Source organism: Streptomyces sp. NPDC027962 (assembly GCF_055566095.1).
The window spans coordinates 134,507-150,033 of the sequence record NZ_JBVHTA010000001.1 but is presented as its reverse complement, the minus strand read 5'-3'; the positions used below and the strand labels follow the sequence as shown (position 1 = coordinate 150,033).

Sequence of the window (15,527 nt, the reverse complement as noted above, 5' to 3'; positions counted from 1 at the left end):
TCTGAGCCTAACGGGCCCGGGCACCGGACTCGTCGGCCGTCCCACCCAGCAGGATGCGCTCCAGTCCCGCGCGGTCGGGAAGACCGCCGGGGCGCACGACCTCGCCGGTGCGTACGAAGACGAACGCGGCGGTCACGGCGTCGAGCGGTGTTCCGTGCTGTTCGGCCCATGCCACGCGGTAGACGGCGAGCTGGAGGGGGTCGGCGGTGCCGTTGCGCGCGGTCTTCCAGTCGACGATCTCGTACGTGCCCTCCCCCGTCCGGTACACGGCGTCGATACGGCCCCGGATCACACGGCCCGCGAGGGCGAACTGGAACGGCGCCTCGACGCGGTGGGGGGTGCGGTGTGCGTACGGGGTCCGCTCGAAGGCCTCTTTGAGCGCCGCCAGATCCTGCTCGTCCGCGATGTCGTGCTCGTCGGCGCCGCCGGGAAGCTCGTCGGGGCCGAGCATGGGCAGGGGAAGCTCCTCGAAACGCGACTCCACCCACGCGTGGAACCGGGTGCCTCTGCGGGCAGCCGGCTGCGGGGGCCGCGGCATGGGCCGGGCGAGCTCCTTGGCGAAGCCGTCGGGGTCGGCGGCGAGGCGCAGGAGCTGGGAGGCGGACAGGGAGGGCGGCACAAGGACGTCGCGGACGGTCGCGCGGGTACGGCGCAGCTCGCCGGCGAGCGCGTCGAGGTCGCGGTCCCAGGACGCGATGGTGCGGGCGTCCTCGGGTGTGAGCCGCGGGTCCGGCTCGGCCCCCGCCTGCTCCGTGATCGGGGGCGAAGCCTGGTCGACGGGCATTCGGGGGCCCGGCACGGAGGTGTCCAGGAGCTCGTCGAAGGGATCGTCGTCGAAGGGGGGCGGTGCGTCGTCCTCCGGCGGGACGTCCACCGGCCAGTCCCACTCTTCGGCGGCAGCCGGAGCCGTGGTCCGGTCCTCCGGCCCTTCGGGAGCGGGCGGCACCACTGCGTCCGGCCCTTCGGAGGCGGTCGGCGCCGAGGACAGCGCCTCGAGGTGCGCCAGGACCGTTTCCGCCGCCGCCCGGCGGCGGGAGAGCGAGGTCGGGTCGAGCGGCAGAGGCCAGGCGTGGTCGGCGGTGGCCTCACCCAGTGCCGGGTTCTCCGCGTCCTCGGCCGGCTCTTCCGCCCAGACCTCGATCTCGCCGTACCCCTGCTCGCAGTGGTCGTACAGTGCCTGGAGGAACGCCGAGGGACCGCGTCGGCGCTTCTGGGTGGGGCCCCACCAGTGTGCCGAGCCGAGGAGGAGCGAGCGGGGGCGGGTGAAGGTGACGTAGCCCAGGCGGAGTTCCTCCGTGTGCTGGTGGTCCTGCATCGATTCCCTGAACGCCTTCAGGCCCCGTGCGTCCCACGACTCGACGTCCGGGAGCGTGTCCGCGTCGCCGCGCAGGGCGTGCGGAAGGACTTTGGACTGCGAGGTCCAGGCCTCGCGCGCCCGGTCGTTCGGGAAGTGCTTGGCGACCAGGCCGGGGACAGCGACGACGTCCCATTCCAGGCCCTTGGACTTGTGCGCGGTGAGCACCTTGACCGTGTTCTCGCCGCCCGGGAGTGCGTTGTCGAGGCCCTTTTCGTACTGCGCGGCGGTGCGCAGAAAGCCGAGGAAGGCCAGGAGCGTCGCTTCTCCGTCCAGCGCGGCGAAACCGGCTGCGATGTCCAGGAAGTTGGCGAGGGTCTCGCGGCGGCGAGCGGCCAGCGCATGCGGGGAGGCGGACAGTTCGACATCGAGACCGGTGGTGGAGAGCACCCGGTGCAAAACGTCCATGAGCGGGTCGGACAGCGATCGGCGCAGGTCGCGCAGTTCGGCGGCGAGGCGGGCGAAGCGGACCCTCGCGTCGGCGGAGAAGGGCAGGCCGTCGTCCTCGCCCGCGGCCGACTCCAGGAACGTGTCGAGCGCGTCGGCGAGCGAGACGACCTCGGCGGGGTCGGTTCCCTCCACCGCCGCGGCGAGGCGCTGGTCGGGGTCCCCGTCCACGGAGGCGCGGTGCACCAGCAGCCGGGCACGGCGGCCGAGCAGCGCCAGGTCGCGGGGCCCGATCCGCCAGCGCGGGCCGGTAAGCAGACGGACGAGCGAGGCGTTGGCACCCGGATCCTGGAGGACCTCGCAGACGGCCACCAGATCGGCGACCTCCGGCAGGTGCAGCAGCCCGGACAGGCCGACGACCTCGACGGGGACATCGCGCGCGACGAGGGCGCCCTGGATCTCGGGGAAGTCTTCGGCGGTACGGCACAGGACCGCGATCTCGCCCGGCTCCTTGCCCGTGCGCACCAGCTGCGCGATGGAGTCGGCGAGCCACTCGATCTCGTCGGCGTGCGTCGGCAGCAGCGCGCAGCGCACGATGCCGTCCCGCTCGGCGCCGGGGGCGGGCCGCAACGCCTCGACTCCCTCGTGCATGGCGCGCAGCGGCGTCGCGAGCCCGTTGGCGAGGTGCAGCAGCCGGCCCCCGCTGCGGCGGTTCTCGCTGAGCGAGTAGCGGGTGGCGGGACTGCCGTCGGCGTACGGGAAGTGGACGGGGAAGTCGTCGAGGTTGGCGACCGACGCTCCGCGCCAGCCGTAGATCGCCTGGCAGGGGTCGCCGACTGCGGTGACCGCATGTCCCGTGCCCTGTCCGAACAGGCCCGACAGCAGGAGCCGCTGCGCCACGGACGTGTCCTGGTACTCGTCGAGCAGCACGACCCGGAACTCGTCGCGCAGGACGGCACCGACCTCGGGCCGGGTGAGTGCCAGCTCCGCGGAGAGGGCGATCTGGTCACCGAAGTCGAGAAGATCCCGCTCACGCTTGGCCGCGCGGTAACGGAGCGTCAGGTCGAGCAGTTCGCGGCGGGCCTCGGCGGCCTCGGGGACCTTGCGGAGGTCGGCGTTGCTCAGCCGGGCGCCTTCCAGGGTGCACAGCAGCTCGCTGTCGTACGCCACCAGCCGGTCGGGGCCGACCAGATGCTCGGCAAGCTCCGCGTCGAGCGCCAGCAGGTCGCTGACCAGGGAGGGGAAGGACCGAGTGAGCGCCGGATACGGCCCCGGGGCCTCGCGCAGCACACGGGCGGCGAGCTGATAGCGGGTGGCATCGGCGAGGAGCCGTGCGGTGGGCTCCAGCCCGATGCGCAGGCCGTGGTCGGTGAGCAGCTGCCCGGCGAAGGCGTGGTACGTCGAGATACGGGGCTCGCCAGGGGGGTTGTCCGGGTCGATGACATCGGGGTCGGTCACCCCGGCCCGTACGAGAGCGGTGCGGACGCGCTCGGCCAGTTCACCGGCGGCCTTGTTGGTGAAGGTCAGACCGAGGACCTGCTCGGGTGCCACCTGGCCGGTGCCGACGAGCCACACCACCCGTGCCGCCATGACCGTCGTCTTCCCCGAACCGGCTCCGGCCACGATGACCTGCGGCGCGGGCGGCGCGGTGATGCATGCCGTCTGCTCCGGGGTGAAGGGGATGCCGAGGAGCTCCTTGAGCTGCTCGGGATCGGAGATACGTGCGGTCACCCCGTAGAGGCTAATGGGGACCACCGACAGCAGTGGTCCCCATATGTCCGGCCGGATGCGTGCGGGGCGGCCCGGGCCCGCCGGGAGGCGGCCTTGAGCGCTTCGGGCGGCGGACGGTTCAGGAATCGCTCGGACCGTCCGCGGCCGTACCGGCGCCCGAGCCTGTGTCGGCGTCGGAGTCGGAGTGGGCGTCGGAGTCGGAGTGGGCGTCGGAGTCGGTTCCGGATTCACTGCTGGATTCGCTGCCGGATTCGCTGCTGGATTCGCTGCCGGACTCCGATCGTGTGCCGGTTCCCGTGTCGGCCTCGCTGCCGGTGCTCTCTCCGGAGTCCGAGTCCGTGCCGCGCTCCGATCCGGTGTCCTGACCGCTGTCGTCACCCGCCGCCGACTCACCCGATCCACCCGTGTCCGACCCGCCCGTGTCCGACTCGCCGGCCTGCGGCGCTTCGCCCGTCTGGGACTCGCCCGCCTCGAAACCGGTGCCCAGACCGGCGCCTCCGGTCAGGTTCTCGAGATCGACGACCTCGCCGGACGGCGGTGCCTTGACCTCGACCGGCTTGTCGTAGTCGGAGAGGAGGATGGTGCCGGTCTCGTTGCCCCCCGTCTTGACGATCTTGAGGATGTGCGGCTTGCCTTCCTTGGCGACGTGGACGGTCGTCGTCCTGCCTTCCGCCTTCTTCACGAGGGTCACCGTCGGGACGTCGTCCACCTGGGCGTCCGGCCCCTTGGTCATCTGCTTGCGGTCCGCCTCGTCCATGTCCATCTCGGAGAAGACGGCCTTGAGGTCGCAGACGCGGTCCATGGCCTCGATGGTCCCGGCTGGCATCGTGATCCATCGGCCCTTCAACAGATCGACGACCGCCCCGTTGTCACTGCCGCCGGGAGAGTCGGGGGAACGCTCCTGCAGAGTGGCGCTCCAGAACTGCTCGTCCCCCTTGAGATACATGGCCTTGGCCACCTGGCGGATCTCCGCCCTGCCGCCCTTGGCACCGAGGAGACCGGTGCAGTTCTCGGCTGAGTCCAGGGCGAGGTCGATGGAGACCGGCTCGCCCTCCTTCTCGATCCGGCCGGCCATTTTGAGCGACTTGGCGGCCTTCGTGGCCGCCACCGCCCTGTCGGCGATCTCCCCCGCGTCCAGGCCGGCCAGCGCGCCGCCGGTTGCGGTCACCTGCCCCTGCCGCTCCCCCGAGGCGCCCTTGGCCTTGATGTCACTGTCACCGCCCCGGGAACAGCCCGTCAGTACGACGATGACGCTCGCGCAGGCCACCACCCTCGCCAGGGACTTCCGCTTGGCCGTCATGTTGTTTCTCCTCGCAGATCCGGATCGGCCACCGCAGCCCGTTGCGGCGGCCTGAACTCCATTGGATTCCCTGCGAATGTGACGAACCGGGGCAAATCACCGATCATTCCACTATTTGGCGGCCCTCCGGCTGAGCGCTGCACGAGGCGCGGAAGGTGCAATGCGCACAGTGCTGCCCGGTGGAGGGTGTGAAGCGCTCGTCGAGCACACGGCCGGCCGCGGTGGCGAGCAGATCGCCCACCCACTCCCCCGTGAGCGCCTCCTGCGCCTGCACCTTGGGCAGGGCATCGCCACCCTCCTTCATGGCGGCGGGCTGACGCAGCTGTACCAGTTCGGCACCGCCCGGCTCGGGGCGGTGCCCGCCGAAGACCTCGTCGACCGCGCCCTCGCGGACGGCGACCTGGTAGACCGCGAGCTGGGGATGGCGGGCGACCTCGTCCTTGGTCGGCGTCCGCTTGCCCGTCTTGAAGTCGACGACGTAGGCCCGGCCCTGGTCGTCCTGTTCGACGCGGTCCATGGAGCCCCGGATGCGCACCTCGAACTCACCCGCCTGCAAGGTCACATCGAAGTCGTGCTCGGTGGCGGCGGGCGCGCGTTTGCCGCGGTCCATCACGTGCCAGCGCAGAAAACGTTCGAGCGCGACGCGGGCGTGCCCCTTCTCCTGCTGCGACTTCCAGGGGGCGTCGAAGACCAGCGCGTTCCAGACCGAGTCGAGGCGCTCCATGAGGACGTCGAGATCGGCGGCGGTGCGACCGGAGGCCACCTCGTCGGCGAGGACGTGCACGACGTTGCCGAAGCCCTGGGCGGCGGTCGCGGGGGCGTCGGCCTTCACCTCACGGCCCAGGAACCACTGGAGAGCACAGCTGTTGGCCAGCTGGTCCAGTGCGCTCCCGGAGAGGGTGACGGGCTGGTCGCGGTCGCGCAGCGGCTTCGCGCTGTGCGTGACGTCGTACAGGCCCCACCAGCGGTAGGGGTGCGCCGCCGGCACCAGCGGCTGACCGTCGTCGTCGCTCAGCGCGGCAAGCCGGGCGAGCCGGCGGGCCGCCGCCTCCCGCAGCTCGGGGGACGCGTCCGGGTCCACGGTCGTCGCCCGCAGCTCGGCGACGAGCGGAGCGACGGCGAGCGGGCGGCGGGGCCGGCCCGTGATGTCACGCGGCTCCGCGCCGAGTTCGGCCAGGAAGCGGGAGGGCTGGTCGCCGTCGTCGGCCGGGGCCTTGACCGCGGTGACGACGAGCCGGTCGCGGGCCCGGGTGGTGGCCACGTAGAAGAGGCGGCGCTCCTCGGCGAGCAGGGCACCGGGCGTGAGCGGTTCCGCGAGACCGTCGCACCCGATGCGGTCGGCCTCCAGCAGGGAGCCCCGTCGCCGGAGGTCGGGCCACAGTCCTTCCTGTACTCCGGCGACGACGACGAGACTCCACTCCAGGCCCTTGGAGCGGTGCGCGGTCATCAGCCGTACGGCGCCGGGGCGGACCTCGCGCTTGGCGAGGGTGTCGGCCGCTATGTCCTGTGCCTGGAGCTCCTCGATGAAGTTGAGCGCACCGCGGCCGCCGGTGCGCTCCTCGGCCCGGGCCGCCGTCTCGAAGAGTGCGCAGACGGCGTCGAGGTCCCGGTCGGCGTTACGTCCGGCCGCGCCCCCGCGGAACGCGGCGCGTTCCAGACGCTGCGGCCAGGGGGTGCCGTCCCACAGGTGCCACAGGGCCTGCTCCGCCGTGCCGCCGCCCTCGAGGAGCTCGCGCGCCGTGCGCAGGAGCGCACCGAGCCGCTGGGCGCCCCGGGCGTACGCGGGGTCGTGTGCGACCAGGCGCTCCGGCTCGGCGAGCGCGCGGGCGAGGAGCTGGTCGGACGGCGGGGGCAGCGGATTGCCCCCGGCCCGTTCCTCGTCGCGCAGCGCCCGGCCGAGCCGGCGGAGGTCGGCGGAGTCCATGCCGCCGAGGGGCGAACCGAGGAGGGTGAGCGCGGTGTCCGTGTCGATCCAGGAGGTGGCTTCGGCCCCGGAGGCGGGTTCGAACTCAGAGGCGGATTCGGCTACGGCCACGGATTCGGCCTCAGAGGCGGATTCGGCTACGGACACGGATTCGGCCGCGGATGCCACGCCGTCCACCGACCCGTCCAGGGGGGTGGAGCCGGCCTCGCGGGCCCCCCGTTCCCCGCCGCTCGCCCCGTCCGCGGACCCGGCATCCCGGCCCCCCGCACCGGGCTGCTCCGCGTCCGTGCCGGACGCGGGCCCCGTCTCGGCCGCTCCCGTCCCCGGATCCGGCACGCGCGCCCCCGTCTCCGCCCTGCGGCGCACGGCCGCCGTGGCCACCGTGCGGAGAGCCGTCAGCAGAGGCGCCACCGCGGGCTCGTGGCGGAGTGCCGCATCGTCTCCGTCGACCTCGAGCGGGACGCCGGCCGACGTCAGGGCGCGTCGGATCGACGGGATCGTACGGCCGCCCGCCCGGACGAGGACCGCCATGTCGTGCCAGGGGACGCCGTCCTCGAGGTGCGCGCGGCGCAGGATGTCCGCGATGTTGTCCAGCTCGGTCGAGGCCGTCGGATAGGTGTACGCCTCGATGTGGCCGCCCTTGCGGACCGCCGACAGCTCGCGGTGCGCCCGCACCTTCTCGGACGGCAGCCGTGTCAGCGGCATCCGGCGCGTGAGGAGGCGCGTCGCCTCCAGCAGGGTCGCCCCGCTGCGCCGGGAGGTGGTGAGCACCGCCACGTCCGACGGGCTGCCGCCCGCCTTCGGGAAGGTGTCGGGAAAGTCGAGGATGCCGTTCACGTCGGCGCCGCGGAAGGCGTAGATCGACTGGTCGGGGTCGCCGAAGGCGACCAGCGTCCGCCCGCCGCCCGCGAGCGCCCGCAGCAGCCGCACCTGGGCCGGGTCGGTGTCCTGGTACTCGTCCACGAAGACCGCGTCGTAGGCGGGCAGGGCCACCTCCTCCGCCAGCAGCACGGCGCGGTGCACGAGTTCCGCGTAGTCCAGCACGCCCTGCAGGTCCAGGACGTCCAGGTATTCGGCGAGGAACGACGCGGCCGCCGCCCAGTCCGGCCGGCCGGTGCGGGCAGCGAAACGGGCGAGGGAGTCCGGGCCGAGGCCCAGTTCCCGGCTGCGGGCCAGTACCGCGCGCACCTCGTCGGCGAAGCCGCGCGTGGTGAGGCAGGCCCGCAGCTCGTCGGGCCATTTCACACCCGGCAGGCCGAACTGCCCGGCGAGCAGTTCGCGCACGGTGACGTCCTGCTCGGGTCCGGACAGCAACCGCAGCGGCTCGGAGAACAGATCGGCGTCCTGGTTCGCCCGGACCAGCGCGTAGCAGAACGAGTGGAACGTCGTCGCCTGCGGCCCGCGCGTGCCCCCCAGGCGCAGCGCCATCCGGTCCCGCAGCTCGACCGCCGCCTTGCGGCTGAAGGTGAGGACCAGGATGCGTGCCGGGTCCACGCCTCGCGCGATGCGCGCGGCCACGGCCTCCACCAGCGTGGTCGTCTTCCCGGTGCCGGGCCCGGCTAGTACCAGCAGCGGCCCCTGGCGGTGGTCAACCACCGCACGCTGAGCTGCGTCCAGCACAGGGGGATCCACACGGCCCGGAGGGGTTCGCACCAGCCGGTACGCACCCGTGGACCCCCGGCGTACCTGCTGCGGGTACGCCGTACGCCCGGTGGTGGAGGAGGAGCTCACGTGGTTCGCCGGTCCTGGTGGGTGTGCTGGTGGTGAGGTCGCGGTGGGTACCGCGCGCCGACGACGCTACGCCAGGGCGTCGCGTGCGGGCGGCAACTGCGTCCCGTACCCCGTACGGTCTCCGCACTCGCCGCGCAGGTGCCGCTTGGCGGAAGCTGTCATATGTGAGCTCCGTCGCCGTGCGGCCCGACGCCGTCCCAGCGAGCGCGTTTCATGTCGAGGCGCGGCATGTGCCCCTCGGCGCTGCGGGATGCCCCGCGCAGCGGCGTCCCCTCCTCGCGGTAGTGCTCCAGGGCGCGCAGCTCGTGGCCGGGCAGCAGCACTCCGTCGGAGCGCACGACACGCCACCACGGCACGGCGCCGCCGTACAGCGCCATCACTCGGCCGACCTGACGGGGCCCGGACTCGCCGAGCCACTCGGCGACGTCCCCGTAGGTCATGACCCGGCCCGGCGGGATCTGCTCGGCGACCTCCAGAACCCGCTCGGCGTATTCAGGCAGTTCGTCCATCCGATCCATCCTGCCGCACGGCACCGACAACGCCGTGGCCGAGAAGTCCGCGATACACAGCGGGTGAATCGGCGCACAAGGCCCAAAGAGGTGTACGGTACGCGCCTCGCGTCGCCGCGATGCACCCTGATGCCCCCCTCTGTCGTCCGGTCGTGCCACCATCGTGCGGGCGGTGACTGGTGATACGAGATCAAGAAGAGACCGAGACGGCGAAGGAGCGGGGCGTGCAGCCTTCGAAGGCGGCAGGCACCCCTGACCCGGAGCCGGGCCCGAAGAAGCCGGTTGCGGGAACGGCCGCCGAAGTGGCCCACGCGGACCGGGTCTCCGGGGACGAGCCGCTGCTCGCCGCGCGCGTCCACCGTCCGTCGGACCTGATGCGGCTGCTGATCGGCATCATGATGATCGCGATCGTCCTGGCCGTCGCCGCGTTCGCGCAGGGCACCACGACGGGCCTCGAGCAGGACATCAACAAGGGCACCGGCCAGGCCCCGGACCTGCTGGTCAAGATCGCGGGCCTGGCGTCCAGCATCGCCGTGCTGCTCGTCCCGGTCGCCTTCGCCATCGAGCGGCTCGTCAAACGGGACGGACTGCGGATCGCGGACGGCGTGCTCGCCGCGGTCCTCGCCCACGGGGTCACCCTCGCCACCGATCTCTGGGTCGCCAAGAGCGCGCCCGGCAGCCTCCAGGACGCTCTGACCCAGGCGCAGACCGGCGGTGCGCTCACCGATCCGGTGCACGGGTATCTCGCGCCGGTCATCGCCTACATGACCGCCGTCGGCATGGCCCGCAGACCCCGCTGGCGCGTGGTGCTGTGGGTGGTCCTGCTGCTCGACGCGTTCGCGATGCTGGTCGCCGGCTACACCACCCCGTTCTCGATCATCCTCACCGTGCTGCTCGGCTGGACCGTCGCCTACGGCACCCTCTACGCCGTCGGCTCTCCGAACGTCCGGCCCACCGGCCAGAACCTGCTTGCCGGCCTGCGTCATGTCGGCTTCCGGCCGGTGAGCGCCATGCGTGCGGAGGAGGACGCCCCGGAGAACGCCGACACGGACCGCGGCCGCCGCTACCTGGTGTCGCTGGAGGACGGGCCGCCCCTCGATGTCACCGTCGTCGACCGCGAGCAGCAGGCGCAGGGCTTCTTCTACCGGGTCTGGCGCCGGCTGACACTGCGCTCCATCACCACCCGCCGCTCCATCCAGTCGCTGCGTCAGGCGCTGGAGCAGGAGGCCCTGCTGGCGTACGCGGCGATCGCCGCCGGCGCCAACGCCCCCAAACTGATCGCCACCTCCGAGCTCGGCCCGGACGCCGTGATGCTCGTGTACGAGCACTCCGGCGGCCGCTCCCTCGACTCCCTGCCCGACGAGGAGATCACGGACGACGTCGTGCGCGGCGCCTGGCGGCAGGTGAAGTCGCTCCAGTCACGGCGCATCGCCCACCGCCGGCTCGCCGGGGACGCGATCCTCGTGGACCCGGACTGCAAGGTGATCCTCACGGATCTGCGCGGCGGCGAGATCGCCGCCGGCGACGTGGTGCTCCGGATGGACATCGCCCAGCTCCTGACCACCCTGGGGCTGCGCGTGGGTGCGGAACGCGCGGTGGCCGCTGCCGTCGAGGTGCTCGGCCCCGACAAGGTCGCCGACTGCCTGCCCCTGCTCCAGCCGATCGCGCTGAGCCGCTCCACCCGGGCCACCCTCCGCCAGCAGGCGCGCGAACGGGCCCACCGCGAACGAGAAGCGGTGCTGGAGGCGTCGGAGGCCGCGAGGCGGGCGCGCAACGAGGAGCCGCCGGCCGACGACCGCAAGACCGCCCGCAAGGTGGAGCGTGCGGAGAAGCAGGCCGACAAGCGTGCCCTGGACGAGGCCATGGACGAGGCCCGTGAGGAGGACCTGCTCTCCCAGATCCGCGGACAGGTACTGCTGATCAGGCCGCAGGCCCCCGTCGAGCCGGTCCGTCTGGAGCGGATCAGACCGCGGACGCTCGTCAGCTTCATCGCCGGCGCCGTCGCCGCGTACTTCCTGCTGTCGCAGATCGCCGACTTCGACTTCGGCACGATGTTCGCCGACGCCCACTGGGGCTGGGTGGCGGCCGCTGTCCTGTTCTCCGTGCTCAGCTACTTCGCCGCGGCGATGAGCCTGCTGGGGTTCGTGCCGGAGCGGATCGGGTTCCTGCGTACCGTGCTCGCGCAGGTCGCCGGGTCGTTCGTCAAGATCGTCGCTCCGGCGGCGGTCGGCGGTGTCGCACTGAACACCCGCTTCCTCCAGCGGTCGGGGGTCCGGCCCGGTCTGGCCGTGGCCAGTGTCGGCGCCTCGCAGCTCTTCGGTCTCGGCGCGCACATCCTGCTGCTGCTCTCGTTCGGTTATCTGACCGGTACGGAGAAGACGGCGTCGCTCACCCCGTCCAGGACGGTGATCGCGGGACTGCTGACGGTCGCCGTGCTGGTGCTGGTGGTCACGGCGATCCCGTTCATGCGGAAGTTCGTGGCGACCAGGCTGCGCTCGCTGTTCGCCGGTGTGGTGCCGCGCATGCTCGACGTGCTGCAGCGGCCGGTGAAGCTGCTCACCGGCATCGGCGGGATGTTGCTGCTGACGTTCGTGTTCGTGCTCTGCCTGGACGCCTCCGTCCGGGCGTTCGACGGCGGCAACCAGCCGGTGAGCTACGCGAGCATCGCCGTGGTGTTCCTCGCGGGCAACGCGCTGGGCTCCGCCGCGCCGACGCCGGGCGGTGTGGGCGCCGTCGAGGGCGCACTGATCGGCGGTCTGGTGCTGGTGGGGGTGCCCTATGCGGTCGCTACCCCCGCGGTGCTGCTGTACCGGACGATGACGCTTTGGCTGCCGGTGCTGCCGGGCTGGTTCGCCTTTACGCACCTCACACGCAAGGGTTACTTGTGATGCGGAGCCCGGCCGGAAGCTGACGCGCGCCGGGGCGGGACCCGGCCGGCGACCGGCGCACGACCCGGGCGGCCACCGGCCGCAAACCGACGCGCGAGCCGACCAGGGACCCACGCGACCCGGCGGGGAGGGACGCACGATCCGGCCGCTGACGCACGATCCGACCGGAAGTCACCCGTACGGCCCAGCACTGTCACCTCCACCCGCATGGACCGTCGCCCATGCGGAGCAAGCGCGGGCGGCGCACGATGGCGGCATGCCGACAACTTCCTCCGCCGCCCGCGCCGCGGCGGCCGCCACCGCCACAGCCGTACTGCTGGCCGCCGGGTGCTCCGACGGCGGCAGCGGGGACGGGGACGAGGACCGGCCCAAGGATCTGGCTGCCCAGCAGCTGGACTGGCAGCCGTGTCCCGCCCCCTCGGAAGCGGAGGGCGGCGGGCCGAAGCCGTCGCCGCTGCCCGGGGGTACGCAGTGGGAGTGCTCGTTCATGGATGTACCGCTCGACCACGCGAAGGCCGACGGCGAGACCATGGAGCTGGCCCTCATCCGGGCCAGGGCCCGTGACACGAAGAACCGCATCGGTTCCCTCGTCTTCAACTTCGGCGGCCCCGGCGCCTCCGGCGTGCACACCCTGCCCGCCCTCGCCCAGGACTACGAGAAGCTGCGCGCCCGGTACGACCTCGTCAGCTTCGACCCGCGCGGAGTCGGCCGCAGCGTCCCCGTGGAGTGCCTGGACGACAAGCAGCTCGACGAACAGGCCACCGAGGACCCGACGCCCGACGACGCGGCGGAGGAGGAGGCGTACCAGGACGGCATCGAGAAGTTCAGCCGCGCCTGCGAGGAGAACTCCGGCAACGAGCTGCCCTACGTCGGCACCCTCAACGCCGCCCGGGACATGGACCTGATGCGCCAGGTCCTCGGCGACGACAAGCTGCACTACTTCGGCATCTCCTACGGCACCGAACTCGGCGGCGTCTACGCCCACCTGTTCCCCGAGAACGTCGGACGGGCCGTCTTCGACGCCGCCGTCGACCCGACGCTGGACACCGTGCAGAGCGCGCTCGGCCAGGTGAAGGGCTTCCAGCAGGCGCTCACCAACTTCTCCGAGGACTGCCTGGAGCGCGGCGACGCCTGTCTGCTCCCCGGCTCCACCGTCAAGGAGATCCAGGACTGGATCACCGCCTTCCTCGACCGCCTCGACAAGAAGCCCATCCCCGGCATCGGGGAGCGGATGCTCACCGAGGGCCAGGCCGCGAACGGCATCATCCAGGCCCTCTACTCGCAGGAGTACTGGGAGCTGCTGGAACAGGCCCTCGACGAGGCCGAAGGCGGCGACGGAGCACTGCTGATGGCGTTCTCCGACGCGCTGAACGGACGCTCCGAGAACGGCACCTACAGCAACATCCAGGCGGCCGGCGCGGCCATCGGCTGCGTCGACACCAAGGCGCGCTACACGATGGAACAGGCGAAGGCCATGCTGCCCGAATTCCACAGGGCCTCCCCCGTCTTCGGCGAGTACCTCGCCTGGGGGCAGGCGAGCTGCAGCGCATGGCCGGTACCGGGCACCTGGGACCACCCCGACGTCTCCGCTCCCGGCGCGCCCCCGATCGTGGTGGTCGGCAACACCGGCGACCCCGCAACGCCCTACAAGGGCACGAAGGCCATGGCCGAGGCGCTGGGCAAGGGCGTCGGCGTCCAGATCACATACCGGGGCGAGGGGCACGGCTCGTACAGCAGCAGCACCTGTGTGCAGCGGGCCGTGAACACCTACCTGCTCAGCGGCAAGGCGCCCGCCGACGGAACGGTGTGCAAGTAGCCCCCGCCATAGGATGTCGAAAATGTCTTCGAAGCCCTGGGGGCGTGAGATGAGACTTCCCGTGAGAGTGGCCGCCCTGGCCGCGACGACGCTCCTCGTGGCCGGCGCGGCCGCCGGATGCGGCAGCGGGGACGAGGGGACCGGCGACGACCGCAAGGGCGGTGCCCCCTCTCCCTCCGCCATGCCGGACACGACCGGTACGCCCGGCGCTGCGGAGTCCGCGCTCCCGACCGCTCTGACGGGCCAGAAGCTGAACTGGGAGACCTGCGAGGCGCCCACCAAGGCGTACGGGAGCTATGCGAAGGCGCCGGGCAGCGAGTGGCAGTGCGCCACCCTCGACGCCCCGCTGGACTACCGCGAGCCGACGGGGGAAACCGTCGGCATCGCATTGATCCGCTCCAAGGCCGAGGGCCCGGGAAAACGCATCGGCTCGCTGCTCTTCAACTTCGGCGGCCCCGGCGGCTCCGGTGTGGCCGCGCTGCCGGGAGCGGCTCAGGGCTACGGCACTCTGCACAGCCGCTATGACCTGGTCGGCTTCGACCCGCGCGGCGTGGCGGAGAGCTCCGCCGTGGTCTGCCGCGGAGACGAGGCGACCGCCAAGTCGATCGCTCTGGACTCCACTCCGGACACGCCGGCGGAGGAGAAGAGCTACATGGACGACTCGGCGGCCTTCGGCCAGGGCTGCGCCGAGCGGTCCGGCCGGATCATCCCGCACGTCGGCACGGCGAACGCGGCACGCGACATGGACCTGATACGGCAGGTCCTCGGCGACGGGAAACTGCACTACCTGGGCTTCTCGTACGGGACCGAGCTCGGCGGCGTCTACGCCCACCTGTTCCCGAAGAACGTCGGACGGCTGGTCCTCGACGCCGTGGTCGACCCCTCCGCCGACTACGCCGGGCACTCGCGCAACCAGACACGCGGCTTCCAGCGCGCCCTGGAGAACTACTTCGAGAGCCGGGGCATCAGCGCGAAGAAGGGCACCGGGAGCATCGTGAAGCTGCTCGCCGAGCTGGACCGCAAGCCGCTGCCCACGGACGACGGCCGCCCCCTCACCGAGGGACTGGCACTGACCGGGATCATCCAGCCGCTGTACTCCCAGGACAGCTGGAAGTATCTGACCCAGGCGCTCGAAGCCGCCGAGGACGGCGACGGCACCGGGCTGCTGCTGATGGCCGACGCGTACAACGACCGGGACGACAACGGTCACTACGGCACGCAGAACCACTCGCAGCGCGCCATTTCCTGCGCGGACGCCAAGGGCCGGGTGTCACCGGCGGAGGTGCGCTCCCGTCATCTCGCCGAGTTCACCGGCATCTCCCCGGTGTTCGGCCCGTACCTGGCGTGGGACCTGGCCGGCTGGTGCGCGAACTGGCCGGTGCCGGGCGAGTCGGAGACGCCGGAGGTCTCGGCGAAGGGTGCGGCCCCGATCCTGGTGATCGGCACGACGGGCGACCCGGCGACCCCGTACGAGGGCGCGCGGAAGATGGCCGACGAGCTCGGCTCCGGCGTGGGCGTGCTGATCACCAACAAGGGCGAGGGGCACGGCGCGTACGGCACCGGACGGTGTGTGACGGAGATCGTGGACGCGTATCTGCTCGACGGCAAGGTCCCGCAGAACGGCAGGACCTGCACGTCCTGACCCCGGGCAGGAGCGGGCCCGCATGCGACAGGTCCCGCTTACGAGAGCCCGCATACGCCGGGCGCGGGGGGGGGGGGGGGGGGGGGGGGGGGGGGGGGGGGGGGGGGGGGGGGGGGGGGGGGGGGGGGGGGGGTGGGGGGTGGGGGGGGGGGGGGGGGGGGGGGGGGGGGGGGGGGGGGGGGGGGGGGGGGGGGGGGGGGGGGGGGGGGGGGGGGGGGGGGGGGCGGGGGAGGGGGGGGTGAAAA

At 72.4% G+C, this 15,527-nt stretch carries 7 protein-coding genes; 3 read left to right on the top strand and 4 right to left on the bottom strand.

All coding sequences use genetic code 11. The features are described from left to right. Positions 1-7: 7 nt before the first annotated feature. The 4 genes from ACZ4SA_RS00685 to ACZ4SA_RS00670 all read right to left on the bottom strand — a co-directional run bounded on the left by ACZ4SA_RS00685 (position 8) and on the right by ACZ4SA_RS00670 (position 8,945). On the bottom strand, positions 8-3,472 hold the full coding sequence (locus ACZ4SA_RS00685) for an ATP-dependent helicase (protein ID WP_468267955.1): 3,465 nt from the start codon (positions 3,470-3,472) through the stop codon (positions 8-10). 118 nt (positions 3,473-3,590) lie between these two features. Beyond that, positions 3,591-4,772, bottom strand: coding sequence for a hypothetical protein (locus ACZ4SA_RS00680; RefSeq protein WP_468267952.1), 1,182 nt, complete (start codon positions 4,770-4,772; stop codon positions 3,591-3,593). A 103-nt stretch (positions 4,773-4,875) separates the two neighbouring features. Then, the gene (locus ACZ4SA_RS00675) at positions 4,876-8,427 is read right to left on the bottom strand and encodes an ATP-dependent helicase (RefSeq protein WP_468267949.1); all 3,552 of its coding nucleotides are present in this window, start codon (positions 8,425-8,427) and stop codon (positions 4,876-4,878) included. Positions 8,428-8,585: 158 nt separating this feature from the next. Continuing rightward, the gene (locus ACZ4SA_RS00670) at positions 8,586-8,945 is read right to left on the bottom strand and encodes an MGMT family protein (RefSeq protein WP_468267946.1); all 360 of its coding nucleotides are present in this window, start codon (positions 8,943-8,945) and stop codon (positions 8,586-8,588) included. A 215-nt stretch (positions 8,946-9,160) separates the two neighbouring features. Here ACZ4SA_RS00670 and ACZ4SA_RS00665 point away from each other — a divergent pair, with 215 nt between their 5' ends. The 3 genes from ACZ4SA_RS00665 to ACZ4SA_RS00655 all read left to right on the top strand — a co-directional run bounded on the left by ACZ4SA_RS00665 (position 9,161) and on the right by ACZ4SA_RS00655 (position 15,282). Further along, positions 9,161-11,824 (top strand): lysylphosphatidylglycerol synthase transmembrane domain-containing protein, encoded by a 2,664-nt coding sequence (locus tag ACZ4SA_RS00665; protein WP_468267944.1) that lies wholly within the window; start codon positions 9,161-9,163, stop codon positions 11,822-11,824. Positions 11,825-12,080: 256 nt separating this feature from the next. Beyond that, positions 12,081-13,640, top strand: coding sequence for an alpha/beta hydrolase (locus ACZ4SA_RS00660; protein ID WP_468267941.1), 1,560 nt, complete (start codon positions 12,081-12,083; stop codon positions 13,638-13,640). A 49-nt stretch (positions 13,641-13,689) separates the two neighbouring features. Further along, positions 13,690-15,282: an alpha/beta hydrolase gene (locus tag ACZ4SA_RS00655; RefSeq protein WP_468268452.1), complete on the top strand. Its 1,593-nt coding sequence runs from the start codon at positions 13,690-13,692 to the stop codon at positions 15,280-15,282. Positions 15,283-15,527: the final 245 nt, after the last annotated feature.